The organism is Terriglobus roseus DSM 18391, from assembly GCF_000265425.1.
Lineage (GTDB): Bacteria > Acidobacteriota > Terriglobia > Terriglobales > Acidobacteriaceae > Terriglobus > Terriglobus roseus.
In genome coordinates this window covers 2,648,151-2,666,546 of record NC_018014.1, presented here as the reverse complement: position 1 = coordinate 2,666,546, position 18,396 = coordinate 2,648,151, and the positions used below count along the sequence as shown (strand labels likewise).

Genomic DNA, 18,396 nt, shown 5'->3' with positions numbered 1-18,396 from the left:
GAGTATTCATTGAAGCGTTCCCCCTTCATGCCAGTTTTGGCCGTCGCGGCCTCGTGCGTTCTCGCAAACGGAATGGCTTTCGCGCAGACCAGTAAAGGCGCCATCTCCGGCGTAGCGAAAGATCCCAGCGGAGCCGCAATCGGCCAGACCGTCATCACCATCAAGGGCGAACAGACGGGCGAAACCCGTACCCTGACGACCGGTGCCGATGGTTCCTTCCGAGTCGACGCACTCAGCCCGGAAAACTACACGATCAGTGCAGAGCATGAGGGCTTCTCGAAGTTCACGGCGCAGCACGTCTCCGTTGGCTCCTCGACAGTTACCACGTACAACGTGACCTTGAATGTTGGTTCGCGCGGCGACACCATCACGGTGGAAGCATCGGGCGAGACGCTTAATACCGAAAACGGCCAGCTCGCCGGAACGATCAGCGCTAACGAGCTCGCAAAGCTCCCCGTATTCACGCTGAATCCGCTGGAACTGGCATCGACCGTTCCAGGCGTACAGACTGTCCCTGCCCCCGACACTAATCAGTTGAGTAACGGCGTTAACCTCCAGGTGGATGGCGCGCGTCCCCGTTCGAACAACTTCCTGCTGGACAGTCAGGAGATCAATGACGTCGGCATCGGCGGTCAAGCATTTCAGCCGAACATCCCCGACCTCTATGAGAACCTGACGGTCCTGACCAGCGTCGCCTCGGCAGAGTTTGGCCGTTCGGGCGGTGGCGTGTTCAATCTGGTCACCAAATCGGGATCGAATTCCTTCCACGGTTCGGTGTATGACCGTTACACGAGCGCAGGCCTGAACGCTGTTCCGAACTCCCTCCGCGGTACAGACACACCCAACCCGCGTCAGACGAGCCACACCATCGGAGCAACGGGCGGCGGCTACATCATCAAGGACAAGCTCTTTGTCTACGGTGGCACACAGTTCCAGCGCTTCTACGGCAACACTCAGATCAGCCCCGTGACGTTACCCACTGCCGCAGGCGTGGCAACACTGAACAGCCTGACGGGCGTCTCCGCGCAGCAGGTGGCACTGCTGAAGCAATACACCGCGAACAACGCCTACCTAGGCTCGTACGCCCAGGTGACGAATCAGCCGACGTCAAACGTCAATATTGGAGTGCAGCCGGGTTGCGCGGCCAGTGCGCAGGGTGGAAATTGCTTCGTTGAAGAAGCACTCTTTCAGCGTCCTGCGGCTGCTCTGCAGAATCCGGATACACAATGGAGTGTTCGAGTTGACTTCAAGCCAAGCGACAAGGACTCCTTCTACTTCCGTTACCTGCATGACCGTCAGCTTCTGACGCCGGATTTCTTCGCGAACGAAGCTGGTGGCGCACTGGGACTGGACACACAGCAGGGCGGCACCTCGGAACTGGGTGCCGGTAGCTGGACACACGTCTTCACGGGCAACGTTCTGAACGAACTGCGTGTCAGTGAAACGCGCATCAACTTCTCGTTTGCACCCACAGCCGCTACCCTGGCGAATCCCGCCTACTCGTTGCCTCTGCTGAACCTGCCAGGATTTCCCTCCTCGTCTCTCGGTCCCCAGACGGGAGCTTTCCCGCAGGGACGTGCTGAAGATCTGTACCAGGTGCAGGACACCTTCACCTACACGCACGGTCGCCAGTCCATCCGCGCAGGCTTCGATATTGGCCGCCAGTTAGAGAAGGACACCATCGGTGTGAACGCTGGCACGATCAACTACGCGAAGGGAACTGCCCAAAGCGCACTGCAGAACTTCCTTGCGAACCAGACCGGATCCTCCGGCAGCGTTACCAAGACGATCGGACCCCGCCGTACCGATCCGCACGTATGGCGTTCCGGCTTCTTCTTTCAGGACGACGTGAAGTTCGCACCGAACTTCACTGTGAACCTGGGCATGCGTTACGACTACACGGGTAACCCGGAAAACTCCCTGGCCTACCCTGGTATCGACGAGAGCAACCCCTACCAGCCGCTTACCACGGTCGTCCGAGTAAAGAACGACAAGAACAATCTTTCCCCGCGCATCGGTTTCGCGTACACGCCGAATCAGGGCGGTATGTTCGGTTCGGGCAAGACGGTACTGCGTGGCGGCTTCGGCATGTTCTACGACAGCTATTTCTCGAACTTTGTGACGAACGCTGCGCAGTCTGCTCCGAATGCTATCGCAGGTTCGCTCACCAGCAACACCGGTGTGGGCATTGCGAATGCGAATGCAGCACTGGCGAGCTTCACTCCCACGCTGAACACGAATGCAAGTCAGACGACAGTTTCGAGCAATCTCCGGAATCCGGTGAGCTATCAGTACAACCTGGGCATCGAGCAGTCGGTAGCTAATGCGATTCTTGCTGTGCGTTATGTGGGCGTTCGCTCGTACGACCTGTTTGCAAATTCAACCCTGAACCCGTTTAGCGGCGTTACGGGAACGCGCCTGAATACGTCGCGCGGTGCCATCACCGTGCGCGATAACTCTGCTTCCGGCAACTACAACGGCCTGCAGACCGAGTTCTCGCGCCGCTTTGGTTCGTACCTGTCGGTTCACGCGAACTACACCTTCAGCAAGAGCCTCGATAACGGTTCGGAAATCTTCGCTATCGGCGACAGCAACACGTCCGCACCTGCGATCCTGGGACCCGTGGGACGCCGGCAGGAGTATGCACCGTCTGCCTTCGACCACCGTCACTACGCATCGATCTCGTATGCCTTCACCCCCAAGGGCTTCCACGTTGCGAATAAGTTCGCTGATACCATCGTCGGCGCACTGACCCGTAACTACACTTTTGCCGGTGTGGAGCAGTTCCAGAGTGGTTCCTACGGTACCTTCCGCCTTGGTTCTCTGGATAACAACGGAGACGGATCCGCTGCGAACGATCGTCCGATACTTGGGAATGCTCGTGCACCGTTCCAGACAGTCGGCATCGACGGTAGCTTTGTTGGTGGCACTCCCGGTGTCTACTACAACAATGTTGCGTTCAACGATCCCAGCAATGGTGCCTTGATTCCGGTCACTGCAGACCAAGTACACTTCCTGATCCCGAACAACCGGTCCGGGCAGTTCAACTCGCGGTTGCTGGGACGCAACAGCTTTTCCAACCCCGGCACCACACGCAACGACATTACTGTTCAGAAGGGCTTCGGCACGGGGCTGCTTGGCCTGGAGCGCGGTCTCCTCCTGCTGCGCATGGATGTCCAGAACATCGCTAATCACAACGATCGTGGACCGTACCTGGAAACCGACATCCTGCAGTACGGCACCGGCCCGACCAGCTTTGAAACGCAATCGCTGGCTCGCCAGGGTTCCCTCGGCAGAAACATTGTTCTCTGGGGCAAGTTCACCTTCTAACCAACACCTGAACAAGACCAAACGCTCCCGGGGTAACTCCCGGGAGCGTTTTTCTTTGATTCCGACCTGGTCTGTCTTCCCACCGGAAAGGGAAGAAACGATGAAGCTATCTGGTGGTCTGAGTTACGAGACGATTGCAAGGTAGGCACTTACTTTTGACCTTTGCCCGGAGACTAATTACTTTGTCTTCATGCTTAGATCCATCATGCTCTTCTGCGTGCTCGCCACCCCTTTGACTACACTTCACGCGCAGACGAACGATGCGACGGTCGACATGTTGAAGAAGCTCTCCGATGCGCCGGGACCTCCTGGAGCGGAAGAGCCAGTGCGAGCCATTATGTACCCGGTGATGAAGCAAAACTCATCCTCCATCAAGTTCGACGGCCTGGGTTCTGTCATCGCGCAGCAGGGAAGTGCGGGGCCGCGGATCATGGTGGACGCGCACATGGATGAGCTCGGAGGTATGGTCCGTCGGGTGACGCCAAACGGCTTCCTCACGATGCAGATGCTGGGAGGCTGGCTTGACCAGGCGTTGGTCGATCAGCGTTGGATCATTCTCGGCAGCAAGGGACCCGTCCACGGCGTCACCGGCATCCGTGACATTCATGTGGTCCCGGCGGATGAGCGGACCAGGGTGTATCCCCGTGACAGCCTGATGCTGGACATCGGCGCGAAGAACGCTGCGGAAGCTGCTGCGATGGGCATAGAGCCCGGCGATCCAGTCGTGCCCGATGCGCCCTTCATGGTGCTGAATGGAACGGATAACTATCTTGGCAAAGCGTGGGATGACAGAATCGGATGTGCCGTGTTGCTCGCAGCGATGCAACGTACGAAAGGCACCAACGTCGGAAATCAGATCTTCTACGTGGCTACGACACAAGAGGAGATTGGACTGCGTGGCGCCAGAACAGCCGCGCAGTTAGTAAAACCAGATATCGGCATCGCGATCGAGGGCGGCATCGTTGGAGACACGCCCGGAAGCCGACCGGAGGAGACGCAGGCGAAGCTCGGCGGTGGCCCCGGTATCTTCCTGTATGACTCAAGTGCACTGGCGAATCGCAAGCTCGTCGCGCAGGTTAAGAAGGTGGCCGCAGAGCGCAAGATTCCGCTGCAATACGATCTGGTGCAGGGCTACGGAGATGATTCTGCCGAGATGCAGGTCAGCAACGGCGGCGTGCCGACGATCAACATCGTCGTGCCCGTGCGGTACACACACGCTCACAATGGCATCGTGAACCGGAAGGATTTCGATCAGACGGTGGACTTTGTCGTTGCACTGCTTCAGAGTCTTACGCAGAGTACCGTGAATGACCTGCGGGACTTCACGCCATCTAATTGATCGCGGACAGGGAAACGACACCTGACTGCCCACTGCATTACGATGGTGCCGTTCGCTCCGGGAGAAACACAATGCCGCAGCCACAACTCAGCGCAGGGCATCTTTCGCGAAGGAACTTTCTGCAGCTCTGGAGCCTTGCTACTGCGGCCACCCTCTGCGATCCGCGTGCGTTCGGCCAGGCTCGCGTTCCGCAGTCCAGGCTCGCCAGTGACACCATGCGTCCGCAGTTCCACCTCATGCCGGCGCGCGGATGGATGAACGATCCGAACGGCCCTATCTACGCACATGGCCGTTACCACATCTTCTGTCAGCACAATCCCGAGGCCGCCGTGTGGGGCAACATGAGCTGGGCTCACATGGTCAGCGACGATATGATTCACTGGCGGCACCTGCCATTGGCCATCGCACCGACACCCAACAGCATCGACTCCTACGGCATCTTCTCCGGTTCATGTCTCATCGTCGGCAAACGCGTTTACGCGGTCTATACCGCGACCGAACTCAGCGATGCGGCGCACGCGACCACACGCGGCAAGCCCAACTTCCGTGAGTCCCAGCGCCTCGCATGGTCCGACGATCCCATGCTGCTCCACTGGACGAAAGAACCCGACGCGATTGTTCCCACACCACCCGCTGACCTTCATGAAGTTACCGGCTTCCGAGACCCGTCTATCTGGCAGCAGGGCGGCGTTTATTACATGACCGTCGGCGCCGGCGAGTCCGGTAAGGGGGGCTGCGTACTCATCTATAGCTCACGCGATCTCAAGCGCTGGAGCTACCTTCATAAGTTCGCAGAAGGGGAATGGCACGGCACCGTCCAGGATGACAAGGTCGCCTCCGGTGAGATGTGGGAGTGTCCGGACTTCTTCGCGCTCGATGGCGGTCACGTCCTCATCTACTCCACCGAAGGCAAGGTCTACTGGCAGTCTGGCAAGCTCGACACGGAGACGATGCGCTTCCAGGCGAGCAAGACCGGCGTGCTTGACCTCGGCACCTACTACGCGCCGAAGACGCAGCTCGACGCTCATGGAAATCGCATCCTGTGGGGCTGGATCCCTGAGCGACGCCCGGAGTCCGATACCGTTGCAGCAGGCTGGGCCGGCGTGATGAGCCTGCCGCGTGTGCTCCATCTGGATGCCGATGGCACGCTTCGGATGGACACCCTGCCCACCCTTCAAGCCCTGCGCGGCGCACCTGTCTCGGTCTCCACCTCCAACCTGACACAACGCGTCCGCTTGCCCAAATCAAATGGCGAGATACTCGCGACACCGGCACCACGAGTCAACGCGCAGTGCATCGTCCGCAACGCAGCCGACAACACGGAGATTGCCGCTGTTCACTATGACTCGGCAACGCATCGCTTTCACGCGGGCGATCAATCCTTCGAGCTCCATGCGACCGACACCGCCGACATCCATCTTTTCGCGGACGGTTCTGTTCTGGAGTTCATCCTCGGCCATCGTGCGGGCTGCACCAGGCGCTTCTATCTTCCCAACGCGCCTGACCTTCTCATCGAAATGAGCGGTGTCGCCAAGGCTGCCGCATGGCCCCTCCGCCCAATCTCACCGGATCGCCTCACCACGCTTCCGCAGGCGTAACGTCCTGGCTCTAGCCGCCGCTCCCATTCCAGAAGGAACGCTACGGTATCGCATGGAGCGCAGGAGCTGCACTCGAATTCAGTTTCTGTAACGCATCGAGTTCGCGAGCGGCATCCTCGTCGCGTTTCATCACACGATAGGTCTGCGCCAGCAGGTTGTGAGTGATGGCTGAGGCTGGATCCATCGTTTCGGCCTTTTGAAGATAAGTGAGCGCGGCCACAGCATCGCCCTGGCGCAGCGCCGTCCGACCAAGAAGGATGTACGGCCCGGTGGCATTCGGCTCCAGGAGCACGGCCCGCTGCAGCGCAACCTGCGCCTCAGCGAACTTCCCCTGTCGACCAAGCAGATCACCCAGCCGCTCATAGGGAGCGGCTTCCAGCGGGTTCGTTGCGGACTCCTGCTGAAACTCTGCCTGCGCCTCTTCAAAGCGGCCACCAGCCAGCGCGATCTCGCCGAGCAGTTCATGTGCAAGCGGTAACTTCGGATCGCGGCGGACCGCTTCCTTCGCGAAGCCTTCTGCAACCGGCAACAACTCCCGGCGAAACAACATGCGGCCCGCAAGCAGGTACGCTGCCGCAGACTCTGGAGCAAGTCCGTATTGCGTCGCGTACGCACGCCGCGCATCTTCGTACCGATGCGCTTCGACGTAGCAGAGCGCCAGGACATACGTTGGATCTGCCTTCCCCTGCGCGCTGCCGTGGGCGCCCTCAAGGAGGGGAATCGCCTCTTGCGGACGCCCCAGGCGGTAGAGTGTCAGACCGCGCATCTGCGCTGCCTCTTCATCGTGCGAATCCTGGCTGAGAGCATCTGCGAAGGCCGCGTCAGCTTCGGGAAAGCGATTGAGGTTGTAGAGCGCGATGCCCCGAACTCGCGCAACGCCGGCAAGCTTCGGCCGCGATGCCACGAGCGTATCCAGCTGCTGCAGTGCCTCCACGCCCCGGCCTGAGTTCGCGAGCACTTGCAGCTTGTCGAGAGTCTCCGTCGACTGCGCGCACGTGTTCGACGTGAGCACGGCGAAGAGGAAGAGCGCGGATAGGGGTTGCTGGCGCATATCGAAGCGATCTCCATCATAGAAAAGAAGGGGAAGTGCATGACGCACTTCCCCCTGGGAATCGGAGATTCAGCTTGACCTTAGAACTGGATTCGCACTGCAAACTGCATCTGCCGCGGGTTCGCACCGTTGACGAATGGACCGGCGGTGATGGTGCCGCCAGTCTCCAGCGATCCCCCAGGATTGCCGAAGTTGATGTGATTAAAGGCGTTGAAGGCATCCGCACGAAGCTGGAAAGAGTAACGTTCCCGGATAGTGAAGTTTTTCAGGAGCGATAGATCTGTCGTGAACAAGCGCGGTCCATAGACCGTGTTTCGCCCGAGGTTGCCCACGGTGTCCAGCGCCGGTGCGCTGAAACCGTAGGGGTTGTTCGTAAGCGTGCCGGTGGTGAAGTACCTCAGGTTCGCTCCGGGACGGCCGGTGACCGTCTTGTAGAAACGCGTGGCTTCGCCATTCGGCTGGCTTGGTGCACTGCCCGGTACCCAGTTGCCTGAGTTATTCGAGGTGATGGTGAACGGCAATCCGCTGGAGTAAGTCACGACCGGGTTGATCTGAAATCCACTTACGATCTGATTCAGTATCCCCGTCGCATTTCCCAGGAACATCTTGTTTTTGCCGAAGGGTAGCTCGAACAGGCCGTAACCAGTGATCTGCGACCGACGGAGCGCACCGTCATTGCCACGAACGATGTTCTTGTCCCAAGTGGAGAAGCCAGTGCTCTGGCTGATCGCCTGTTGCAACGCATAGTTAACGTTGAAGCTGTAGCCATGAGTCATCGACTTGGTGAGCGTCACCTGCAATGCGTTGTAGTGCGTGTTGAGGTCATCGCTGAAATTGGTGATGCCCTGCGTCCATCCGCAGGCCCCTGGCACGACAGTCCCTGCAGCATTGGTGGCGTTGGTGTTACCAGCGCAGGCAGGCAGCTTCCCACCGTAGTACCGCGTGAGGTAGGTCTGATTCTTGGTGCCGCCATTCGCAGAGATGCCATTGGCAACGGACGGGTCATAGTGCAGTGTGGCGCCGTTGATGCTATAAGCGGCAGGCAGCGTAATGGCAGCCTCATTGGGATTGGTAGTGTTGCCCGAGACGTCGCCGAAGGTGTGCGTGCCCTTATTGCCCACATAGGCGATGGTCATCGACAGCGTCGGCGTCAGAGACTGCTGCAGGCTCGCATTCCAGGCATCCAGCGTTGGCAGGCGGAGGGGATCAGGACGCGTGCGTGAGGTGACCTGATCACCGGGGTTGGGCAACAACCCGTTGGCAGGTACCGTAACCGGGGTTGGAGCGGCAGGACCTGCCGCCAGGGTGAAGGCAAAGTTGGCGTTGTTTGTGGCGTTGTCCCCGCCGGAGCCTGTGAGCGACTGATTAGCAAGCGTGGGCAGGTTCTGCGTTGCCGCATGACCGAAGATGGAGCCGAACACGCCGATGTCAAAGCTGCGGCCGTAGCCCGCCCGAACGACCGTCCGGTCCGTGACCTGATACGCAATACCGATACGCGGATTGTAGGTGTTCTTCGGCATGCCGTAGTTCATGTTGGAGCCGATATTGCCGAAGCCGGCGACGCGCAAAAAGCCTGTATTCAGATCAAGCAACGAACCATTGCCTTTACCGTTGACTGCTTCCGGGAAGTACAACTCGTAGCGAAGACCGTAATTAAAGGTGATCTTCGGCGTGATGCGCCACGTGTCCTGCGCATAGAAAAAGTCACGCTTCTGAAACTCTTTCGCGTTGGTCGAGGTGCTGACGTAGCGCTGGAAGGTTGTGACATCACCCAAGACGAAGGTTGCAAAGCCGAGACCGTTGGTCGCGTTCCCACCGCTGGTGGGGCCTGTGCCGAAGCGAAGTTCACCGGTGCGGTTGTTATCGCTTGGGACGCGCAGATTGCGCGCGTAGCGTAAATCGGCACCGAACTTGACGGAGTGATTCCCGAAGGTTTTCGTCCAGTTATTGGCTAGTTGGAACTGGTCCTCTCGCTGCGTGAGTGTGCAGTTACAGCGATTAATGTTGAGACCGGAACCATACTGCGGTCCGACAGACTGGCTGTTATTGGGACCGCCGAAGGCTCCGACTTCCGTAATGTTCCAAGCGGGTGAGCCGCTGGTAAAGACGCTTCCGGTATTGAGGCCGGGGATGCCGAGTGTCGTTGCGGAGTTCTGACCTCCGTCAAACTTCGACGTCGCAATGTTGTAGCGGAAGTAGCCCAGGCGAACGTCGGTGATCAGGCTATTGCTGAGCACCACGTCCACGCCCGCTGCGGCACTGGAGTTCGCGCCCTTGGAGGTGCCGCCATAGCCGCCAAGACCAAAGCCCGCACCGCCCGCCACGCCGAAGGCAACAGGGCCGGTGAGTGTGTCGGTGAAGCGACTGAAGCGGCCGAAAGCATGAATTCGATCGCTGGCCGTGTAGTCACCGCGAACGTCCCACTGGTCGCTGTTAAACAGGCCGGTACCGTTACCGGAGTAGTTCTGTGTGAGGCCACGATTGCTGCCGGACGTGTTCGGAGCATAGGGCTGTAATTGCTTCAACAGAGCGAGTGCCGGCTGCGAAAGTTGCGCCGTCGGAATGACGTTATTGGTGTAGCCCGTCGCTGTTCCGGGACGGAAGATGAATGGCTGCGCGACGGGGGTGAAGTTGCCGACGACCGATCCACCTGCGGCTGGGGCGGAGAAGTAGTTTGCGTATTCCGTGAAGTCGCAGCCGGGGATTCCGCTGAGTGCCGTGGCCTGGCCAAGACAGGTCTGGATCAGGTGCTGTGTGGGAACGGTCTGCAGAATCGAAGATCCCACCTTCTGACGGACGCCTTGGTAGTCGCCGAAGAAGAAGAGGCGGTCTTTGAGGATTGGGCCGCCAAGCGATCCGCCGAACTGGTTCTTCAGGCCGACGGGAACAGCGGACTTCGTGGATTGCACGAACGGGTCGCGCGCCAAGTTGGCGTTGGACTGGCGATAGTCAAACGCAGATCCATGGAAAGCATTGGTCCCGGACTTCGTCTGCGCAGTCACGACGGATGAGACGGCTTTGCCGAACTCCGCGTCGAAGTTCTGCGTTGTGATCTTGGTTTCGGACAGCGAATCAGCGTTTGGATTGACGACGATGATTCCTAGAATCGGATCCTGGTTGTCGGTACCGTCAAGCTGGAAGGCGGTTCCCGCGAACGCCTGGCCGTCCACTTCGATCTGCTTCGACCCCTGGGGGTTCTCGCTGGCTGCGTGGCTCCACGTCAGTTCCTGCGCACCCGGCAAGAGGAGTTGTAAGCCGGTGAAGTTACGGCCGGCGATAGGCAGGTCGACGATCTCTTTCGCCGTGAGAGTGGTTGAGACGTCGGAGCGATCTGCCTTCAGTTGTGGCTGCTGATCTGCACGGACCTGGATGGTTTCGTTCGCGGAACCGACGGCCAGTGGGGCATCGATTTTGGCTGCGGTATCCGCAAAGACGTGGACCGAAGTCTGCTCGAAGCTCTTAAAGCCCTGCATCGTCACCTTGACGGAATAGTCATCGGGTACGAGGTGGTCGGCACGAAAGGCACCGCTCTCATTGGTCTTCACGGTCACCGAAGTGCCTTTGGCGGTATCGGTCACCACAACATCAGCGTTCGGGACTGCGGCACCGGAGTTATCTGTGACCGTGCCGTAGATGGACCCGTACACCGCTTGCGCGTTGACAGTACCCGGGACAGACAGGACCGTGACAGCCAGCGCCAGTCCAAGGCGTCCAAGAACTCTCATGAGACCCTCCTCAAGTGCGACAAGTCGAGGAGCTCTTCGCCGGGTTGGCGATGCATCTCAATGTTCGGGCGCATCACTTCAACGTTTCCGGAGCTTTCGACCGCCGAACATTAATGACGTGGAAAGCCTCCTGTCAATGCTTATTTGTCAAATTTGATAGGGTAAACCGAAGCACGGTGCTGGACCAAGAACTCATTCGATCTAAGTTGTTATCAATCTAAAGTTTGGCACTCATCTCCATCGGATTTTGACGTTATGCGAATTTGCCCTCACGCACAGCTCGCTCTTGCCTTACTGATGGCCTCCTGCATTCCCCGTGCAGTTGCGCAAGGTCGGGGGCCGGACGCCAGCGAGCTTTACGCGCGCGGATCAGCGGCGTTTGCAGCGGGACGGTTGGATGAAGCGCGAAACGTTTTCACGCAACTGGTCCGTCAGTATCCGAAGGTTGCAGCAGCACACGTTGCGCTGGGAACGGTGTTGCTTGCGCAGGGACGGAGTCGCGAGGCGGTGTCCGAACTGTCGACCGCACATCGTATCGACCCGCGCGACGGACACGCGCTACTGACCCTCGGCATCGCGCAGAAGGACAGTGCGCAGTATGCGGATGCTGTAAACAGCTTCCGTTCCGCGGTGGAGGCGGGCACTACACTCTCAGAACGCGAGACGCTCGCTTTCGCCGTCGCGCTCTCAGGCAATGGCGCGCCCGCTGAAGCGGAGGTTCTATTGAAGGCCGCGGTGGAGCGCGGAGAGACGTCCGCTGCGCTGCTGGACGCACTGGGGACGGTGACGGCGCAACAGCGGCGTTACGAGCAGGCAGAAGCGCAACTGGAGGCAGCACTGACGGCGGACGTCCGGTATGTCCCGGCACACGCGCACCTGGGATCCGTGCTGCTTGCGCTTCATCAGCCGGCGCCGGCTGCGAGTGAATTCAAGAAGGCAGTTGATCTGGGTGATGCTTCGAGCGCAACGGCTGCGCAGTTCGGGCGCGCGCTGGTCGAACTGAACCGCGCGGATGACGCCGTTGCTGTCCTGGAACCGGCGTTGCAGCGCGATCCGTCATCGTTGCACCTGATGTATGCGCTGGCACTGGCTCGCCAGGCGCAGGGCGACGCTGCTGCATCTTTGGCGTTGTTCGCGAAGTTTGTAGCCGCAGAGCCAGAGAATGCAGAGGCGCTGACCAACTACGGCCTGGCGCTGGTGCAGACGGGAGATGCTGCGGGCGGGCTTCGTCGCTATCAGGCGGCGCTTGCGCACAGCGACAACGCGCTCCTGCGTCAGAACATAGGTGTCGCTTACCTGCAGCAGAGCGATCTGGACCATGCGCTGGAACAGTTTCGCGCGGGTCTGGCGAAGGAGCCCGGCAGCGTACAGTTGCACTATGACCTGGGGCTCGCACTGAAGTTGAAAGATGATGTGGCAGGGGCGACTGCCGAGTTGCGCAAGACTGAAGAACTCGACCCAAACCTGCCGGACGCGCCGTACACATTGGGTGTGCTCGAGATGCAGCAGGGCCGTTTCCAGGAGGCCGCTCAACAACTACAGAAGGCAGTAATGCTGGAACCACACAATGGAGAAGCGTGGGCTCTGCTGGGCAGTGTCTACCGGCAGGGTGGTGAGTCTGAAAAGGCTGCGGAGGCCCTGCGGCAGGCGATAAAGCTGCAGCCGGATGCGCCCGGACCGCACATCACGCTGGCGTCCGTCATGCAGGAGAGCGGAGACCGCGCCTCGGCGACTGCGGAACGCAAGATCGCGGCCAACCTGAGCAGGGTGGCGGTTAATGCGCAGCGCGCAACGTTCTCGCTCCGGAGCGGTCGTGCGCTTCTTGCGCAAGGCAAGGCGACGGATGCGCTGGTGCAGATGCAGGCCGCAGTCACGGCCGCGCCGAACTCTGCGGAGGCGCACCGTGGCCTGGCAGATGCCCTGCAGCAGACAGGGCAATCTGCAGAGGCGAAGGCGGAACGTGAAAAAGCTGCGGCCCTGGACCCGGCGAAGCGCTAGTTTCGTCGTGCGTCCTCTCGTGAGGAAGTGGTATACGAGTAGTCGCTATGTTGAACTCACGCCGTTCCTTTCTAAAGAGCCTGTCGCGTACGGCCCTGGTGCTGAGCCTCCAGGATGTGCTTTCGCTGGCGGTGCCGGCGCAGGAAGCGCAACAGGGGATGTCACGGCCGACGTACAACGCGCCTGCCCGTGCGCCGAAGATGGCGGCATCGCCGATCCTTGGAACGCCTCTGGGCTACAGCTTCGTGGACGTAGCCACGCAGAGTGGTCTGCATGCCAAGACGATCTATGGGGACGAGCACAAGAACCGATTCCTGCTGGAAACGACAGGCTGTGGCGTCGCGTTTTTTGACTACGACCAGGACGACTGGCTCGATATCTTCCTTGTGAATGGATCGAGGCTAAGTGGTTTTCCAAAGGGGCAGGAGCCCCTCTCGAGGATGTTCAAAAACAACCGCGACGGCACCTTCACCGACGTGACCATCCAGACAGGACTGGGCCGCGCAGGTTGGGGGCAGGGATGCTGCGTGGGCGACTATGACAATGACGGATGGAATGATCTTTTCGTCAGTTACTACGGTCAGAACGTGCTTTGGAAGAACAACGGCAATGGCACCTTCACCGATGTGACGGAGAAGGCGGGGCTGAAGCAGGACCGTGTGCGCTGGAACTCCGGCTGCGCCTTTCTCGACTACGACAAGGACGGGCACCTGGATCTCTTCGTTGCGAACTACATCGACTTCGATCCGAAGACAGCACCGCTGCCAGAGTCCGCCGGCTGCGCCTACAAAGGCATCCAGGTCGCGTGCGGACCGCCGGGACTGGAGGGTGCGAAGAACATTCTCTATCGCAACAACGGCAACGGCACCTTCACCGATGTCAGCAAGAAGAGCGGCATCCTCGACACGATTGGAACGTACGCGCTGTCTGTGGTGGTCGCAGATCTGGACAACGATGGCTGGCCCGATATCTACGTTGCGAACGACTCGACGGCAGCGACGTTCTACAGGAACCAAAAGGACGGCACCTTTAAAGACGAGGCGATTGAGAGTGGCATCGCCTACTCGCCGGACGGTAAGCCGCAGGCCGGCATGGGCGTGAGCGTCGGTGACTTCAACCGCGACGGCCTGCTGGACATCGTGAAGACGAACTTTGCGGGGGACACGGATTCGCTCTATGAAAATCTCGGCGATGGCACGTTTGAAGACCACACCTATCTATCCGGCCTGGGTATCAATACGCGCTATCTGGGGTGGGGCGTGGGCTTCTTCGATCCCGACAACGACGGCTGGCCGGACATCCTTATCTCGAATGGGCACGTTTATCCCGAGGTCGATAACTCACACATCGACGCACCCTATGCGCAGAAGAAATACCTCTATCGCAACCTGCGGAATGGTCAGTTCGAAGAGGTGACGAAAGTCGCAGGGAACGGCATCAACGAGCCGGCGACGGCGCGTGGCTGCGCCTTCGGTGACTATGACAACGACGGCGACATGGACGTTGTCGTGAACTGCGTCAACACCGTGCCGCAGTTGTTACGCTGCGACAGCACGGTGCAGCGTAACTGGATCAAGTTGCGACTGGTCGGCACGAAGAGCAATCGAACCGGTATCGGTGCGCGAATCGTAGTTACTGCACAAAACCAACCAGGCAAGCCGCTGCAGCAACTGGATGAGTTACGTTCCGGCGGCAGTTACTACTCCCAGAACGATCTGCGAATGCACTTCGGACTCGATGTAGCACCAAAGGCCGAGACAGTGAAGATCACCTGGCCTTCGGGTGTCGAGGATACCTGGAAGGACCTACCAGCCAACCAGCTTCACGTCCTGGAAGAAGGCGGCAAGTTGTTGAAGTCCACGCCCATGGGAAAGAAGCTCACGCCTGCAAAGGCATAGGAGCCCACGCTTCGGCTCACCTCAGTGTGAGGCGATAGCAGGTGAGCTCGCATGAAGCAGTGCTCCCGACTTCTTTCGCCACGCCGCAAAAAGCGCGAACGAGATCAGGATGAGCGCGGTCGCCAGACCAATCCAGACGCCAAAGATCCCCATGTGAAAGACGAAGCACAACACCGCTCCCAGTGGGACGCCAATGGCCCAATAGCCGATCAGGTTCGCCCACATGGAGATGCGCGTCTCACCCATGCCGCGCAACGCTCCGCTGGCGACGATCTGCACACCATCGAATACGGCAAAGAGTGACGCCAGCGCGAACAGCGGTACGCCAATCGCGGTGACGGCGCTGTCATGCGTGTACAGCGCGATGAGGTATTTCGGCACGGCAAAGAACAGCACCGTCACGCAGAGCATGAAGCCCGCACCGAGCCCGAGTGCCAGCAAAGCGCGCAGCCTCGCACCCTTCGGATCACCCGCACCCAGCGCGTGACCAACGGCGATGGCCGCGGCTGCGCTGATACCAAGCGGCACCATGAACGCCAGCGCCGCATAGTTCAACACAATCTGGTGCGCAGCCAGCGCGGTCGGCGAGATCTTTCCCGCTAGAACAGTAGCCACCGCAAACGCGCCAATCTCCAGGACCAGCTGCGTTGCTGCCGGCAGGCCAAGCTTCAGCAACTCACGCATCTCGCGCAACACCGGCCTTGCCCAGTGCTCAAACAGCGGATGGCCGCGCTGCTTCTCATAACGCCATGCGAATGCGAATAGCGTCAAGGCCATCAGGCATCGAGACAGCACCGTAGAGATTGCGGATCCACCCACACCCAGCGCGGGCAGGCCGAGCTTGCCGTTGATCAGCACATAGTTGCCGCCCCAGTTCAGCAGGTTTGCGCCGACAAAGGTGATGGTGATCACCCGCACCTGCCCCACGGACTGAAGATAGCGGCGTGATGCCGCGTACAGCAGCAGCGGCAGCGTGCCCAGCAGCAGGATGTCGATGTAAGTCCGCGTGGGATGGATCAGTTCCGTTGCGACTCCGAAATGTGGAATCACTGCGCTCAGTCCGAAGGTGATCAACATCAGCGGCAACGTAGCAATCAGTGCAACGTAGACACCCTGCGCCAGCCAGCGATGGCACGCTTCATGGTCGCCACGGCCGTACGCATGCGCAATCACGGTATCCAATCCCAGCATCAGCCCAAGGCCGAAGAGTGACGGAGCGTAGTACAGCGCATTGCCAAGCGCAACCGCGCCGATCGCGACGGGACCCAGCCGGCCCACCATGATCACGTCGACCACACCCTGCAACATCCACCCAAGCTCGGCCAGCACAACCGGCCATGCCAGTTTCATCATGGATAGCAGTTCCGAACGCCATGGATGTGTTTGGGCCATCCGACGATTCTATCGAGATTTGCTCTCACTCATGACGCGAAACTCTCGGTATTGACAGGGAAAGTCCACGTTTCTGGCGCATCGGATCGAGACCATTCGTTCAGCTGCGCTGGGCATTGAGTGAAGACTCGGTTACGATTGAGCGCAGGGAGGGAACAGAGCCTCGGAGATCCAAGCAAACGAACGGTTGGCAGGGAAGTACCTGCAAACTAGTTCAACTGGCAGCCCATGCAGATGCCTGATCTCTGACGTTTGGAAACGTCATGCTTTTATCACCTCCTCACTCCCGTACGCACGCGAACACTCCGTCGCTGACACTTGCGCAGGCCGCTCTCCCGAGCCGTCCTGCATGTTGTTGTTGCCTGTAAGCAGTTGAGATTGCCCGAGAGGGCACGCCTCCGAGTCATATCGCTCGCGGAACATCTTCATCTCCTGCTGACCGCTGCCGTGCTGAGCGTGTTTCATTTGTCTGCTAAGCTTCCCGACAACCAAATTTGCTGGCGTTCCAGCCACGCGAAAACCCTCGAGAAAAAATCCATGAATCGACGCCAGTTTGTAGGACTATCCTCTGCCGCCCTTGCCGCAACTCAGGTGCGCACCGCCGTTGCATCCTCAGAACCTGCAACTGGTTCTCGGCCAAACTTTCTCTTCTTCATCGCGGACGATCTCATGTTCCGCACGATCAACTCCATCAATAACCAGGAGGTGCATACGCCCAACATCGACCGCCTGGTTCACGGCGGGATGCACTTCACCCATTGCTTCCACAGCGGCTCATGGGTCGGAGCCGTGTGCGTCGCCAGCCGCACCATGTTGAACACCGGCCTGTCGCCCTTCAAGGCGCAGAAGGCTCTTCTGGACAATCAGTCCGGCATGGTTCCCGTGTGGGGCCAAACGCTCCGCAACGCCGGCTATCGCACCTTTCAGACGGGGAAATGGCATCTGGATGCGGTATCGCTGCAGCGCTCCTTCTCGGATATTGCGACCACGGGACCTGGCTACCTGGACTCGACGAAGAACATGTATGACCGCCCCGCGCCGGGCAACACATGGAGCCCGACCGACCGCACGCTGAAAGGGCACTGGCTGGACGAGCACCTGTGGCTCAACGGCCCTGAAGGCAGTACGAAGCACTCGTCAGAGGTCTACGCCGACTCCGCAATCAGCTTTCTCGATCGGCAGCGTGCAGAGCATGACAAGCCGTTCTTTATGTACGTCGGATTTAACGCGCCGCATGATCCTCGTCAGGCACCCGAGGAATACCAGGCGATGTACCCCGTGGACAAGATCGCGCTTCCTCCCAATTACCTGCCACAGCATCCCTTCAACCAGGGTGACTTTCATACGCGGGATGAGCAGTTGGCGCCGTTCCCCAGAACCGAACTGGATGTGAAGACGCATCGCAAGGAGTACTACGCGATCATCACGCACATGGATGCCCAGATCGGGCGTGTGCTCGATGCACTGGATCGCAGCGGGCAGGCAGATAACACTTACGTGATCATGACGGCGGACCACGGCCTGGCCGTAGGCGAACACGGCCTGATGGGCAAGCAGAATCAGTACGAGTGCTCCATGCGCATGCCGCTGATCGTACGTGGCCCCGGCATCAAACCGGGCTCGCATAACGACGAGATGGTCTACCAGCACAGCATGTATGCGACTACCTGCGAGCTGGCCGGTGTCCCGGTTCCGCCGCATGTCGAGTTTCCCAGCCTGAAGCCGTATCTCAAGGGTGAGACGACGCAACCCATCAATGACGCGATGTTCGGCTGGCTCAATATCATCCAGCGATCCATTCGAACGAAGCAGCACAAGCTCATCTTCTATGTGCCTATCAAGCGCTTCCAACTCTTCGATCTTGAAAAGGACCCCTGGGAGATGCACGACCTCGCCAACGATCCATCCCACGCCGGCTTGAAGACTCAGATGATCGCGAAGTTGAAAGCCATGCAGGCAAAGCTCGGCGACCCGCTGGACATTGACGCGCCACCCACCGTAGCGCCGGGCGATTCGTACTAACGCAGAGTCACGACGCTCTCAGATACGGACCAACGCAACACCT

9 protein-coding genes are annotated in these 18,396 nt (G+C 59.5%); 6 read left to right on the top strand and 3 right to left on the bottom strand.

Going from position 1 to position 18,396, the window contains the following annotated elements; translation table 11 throughout:
• The first annotated feature begins 9 nt into the window (after nucleotides 1-9).
• The 3 genes from TERRO_RS11010 to TERRO_RS11000 all read left to right on the top strand — a co-directional run bounded on the left by TERRO_RS11010 (nucleotide 10) and on the right by TERRO_RS11000 (nucleotide 6,267).
• A complete protein-coding gene (locus TERRO_RS11010; protein WP_014786071.1) occupies nucleotides 10-3,330 on the top strand; it encodes a TonB-dependent receptor in 3,321 nt (1,106 codons plus the stop codon).
• Nucleotides 3,331-3,520: 190 nt separating this feature from the next.
• Nucleotides 3,521-4,669: a M42 family metallopeptidase gene (locus TERRO_RS11005; RefSeq protein WP_014786070.1), complete on the top strand. Its 1,149-nt coding sequence runs from the start codon at nucleotides 3,521-3,523 to the stop codon at nucleotides 4,667-4,669.
• A 71-nt stretch (nucleotides 4,670-4,740) separates the two neighbouring features.
• Nucleotides 4,741-6,267, top strand: coding sequence for a glycoside hydrolase family 32 protein (locus TERRO_RS11000; RefSeq protein ID WP_014786069.1), 1,527 nt, complete (start codon nucleotides 4,741-4,743; stop codon nucleotides 6,265-6,267).
• A gap of 40 nt (nucleotides 6,268-6,307) precedes the next feature.
• Here TERRO_RS11000 and TERRO_RS10995 read toward each other — a convergent pair whose 3' ends face one another.
• Both TERRO_RS10995 and TERRO_RS10990 read right to left on the bottom strand, forming a co-directional pair.
• Nucleotides 6,308-7,318, bottom strand: a complete 1,011-nt coding sequence (locus TERRO_RS10995) for a tetratricopeptide repeat protein (RefSeq protein WP_014786068.1) — start codon at nucleotides 7,316-7,318, stop codon at nucleotides 6,308-6,310.
• An 80-nt stretch (nucleotides 7,319-7,398) separates the two neighbouring features.
• The gene (locus TERRO_RS10990; RefSeq protein ID WP_014786067.1) at nucleotides 7,399-11,043 is read right to left on the bottom strand and encodes a TonB-dependent receptor; all 3,645 of its coding nucleotides are present in this window, start codon (nucleotides 11,041-11,043) and stop codon (nucleotides 7,399-7,401) included.
• A 297-nt stretch (nucleotides 11,044-11,340) separates the two neighbouring features.
• Between TERRO_RS10990 and TERRO_RS10985 the strand changes: the two genes are divergently transcribed.
• Entirely contained in the window at nucleotides 11,341-13,041 is a 1,701-nt protein-coding gene (locus TERRO_RS10985) for a tetratricopeptide repeat protein (protein ID WP_169315305.1), read from the top strand.
• A gap of 47 nt (nucleotides 13,042-13,088) precedes the next feature.
• Entirely contained in the window at nucleotides 13,089-14,939 is a 1,851-nt protein-coding gene (locus TERRO_RS10980; RefSeq protein WP_014786065.1) for a CRTAC1 family protein, read from the top strand.
• 21 nt (nucleotides 14,940-14,960) lie between these two features.
• On the opposite strand, the gene TERRO_RS10975 is transcribed toward TERRO_RS10980, so the two are convergent.
• Nucleotides 14,961-16,331, bottom strand: a complete 1,371-nt coding sequence (locus TERRO_RS10975) for an MATE family efflux transporter (RefSeq protein WP_014786064.1) — start codon at nucleotides 16,329-16,331, stop codon at nucleotides 14,961-14,963.
• A gap of 537 nt (nucleotides 16,332-16,868) precedes the next feature.
• On the opposite strand from TERRO_RS10975, the gene TERRO_RS10965 reads away from it, so the two are divergent.
• On the top strand, nucleotides 16,869-18,353 hold the full coding sequence (locus TERRO_RS10965; protein WP_052313327.1) for a sulfatase family protein: 1,485 nt from the start codon (nucleotides 16,869-16,871) through the stop codon (nucleotides 18,351-18,353).
• Nucleotides 18,354-18,396 lie beyond the last annotated feature (43 nt).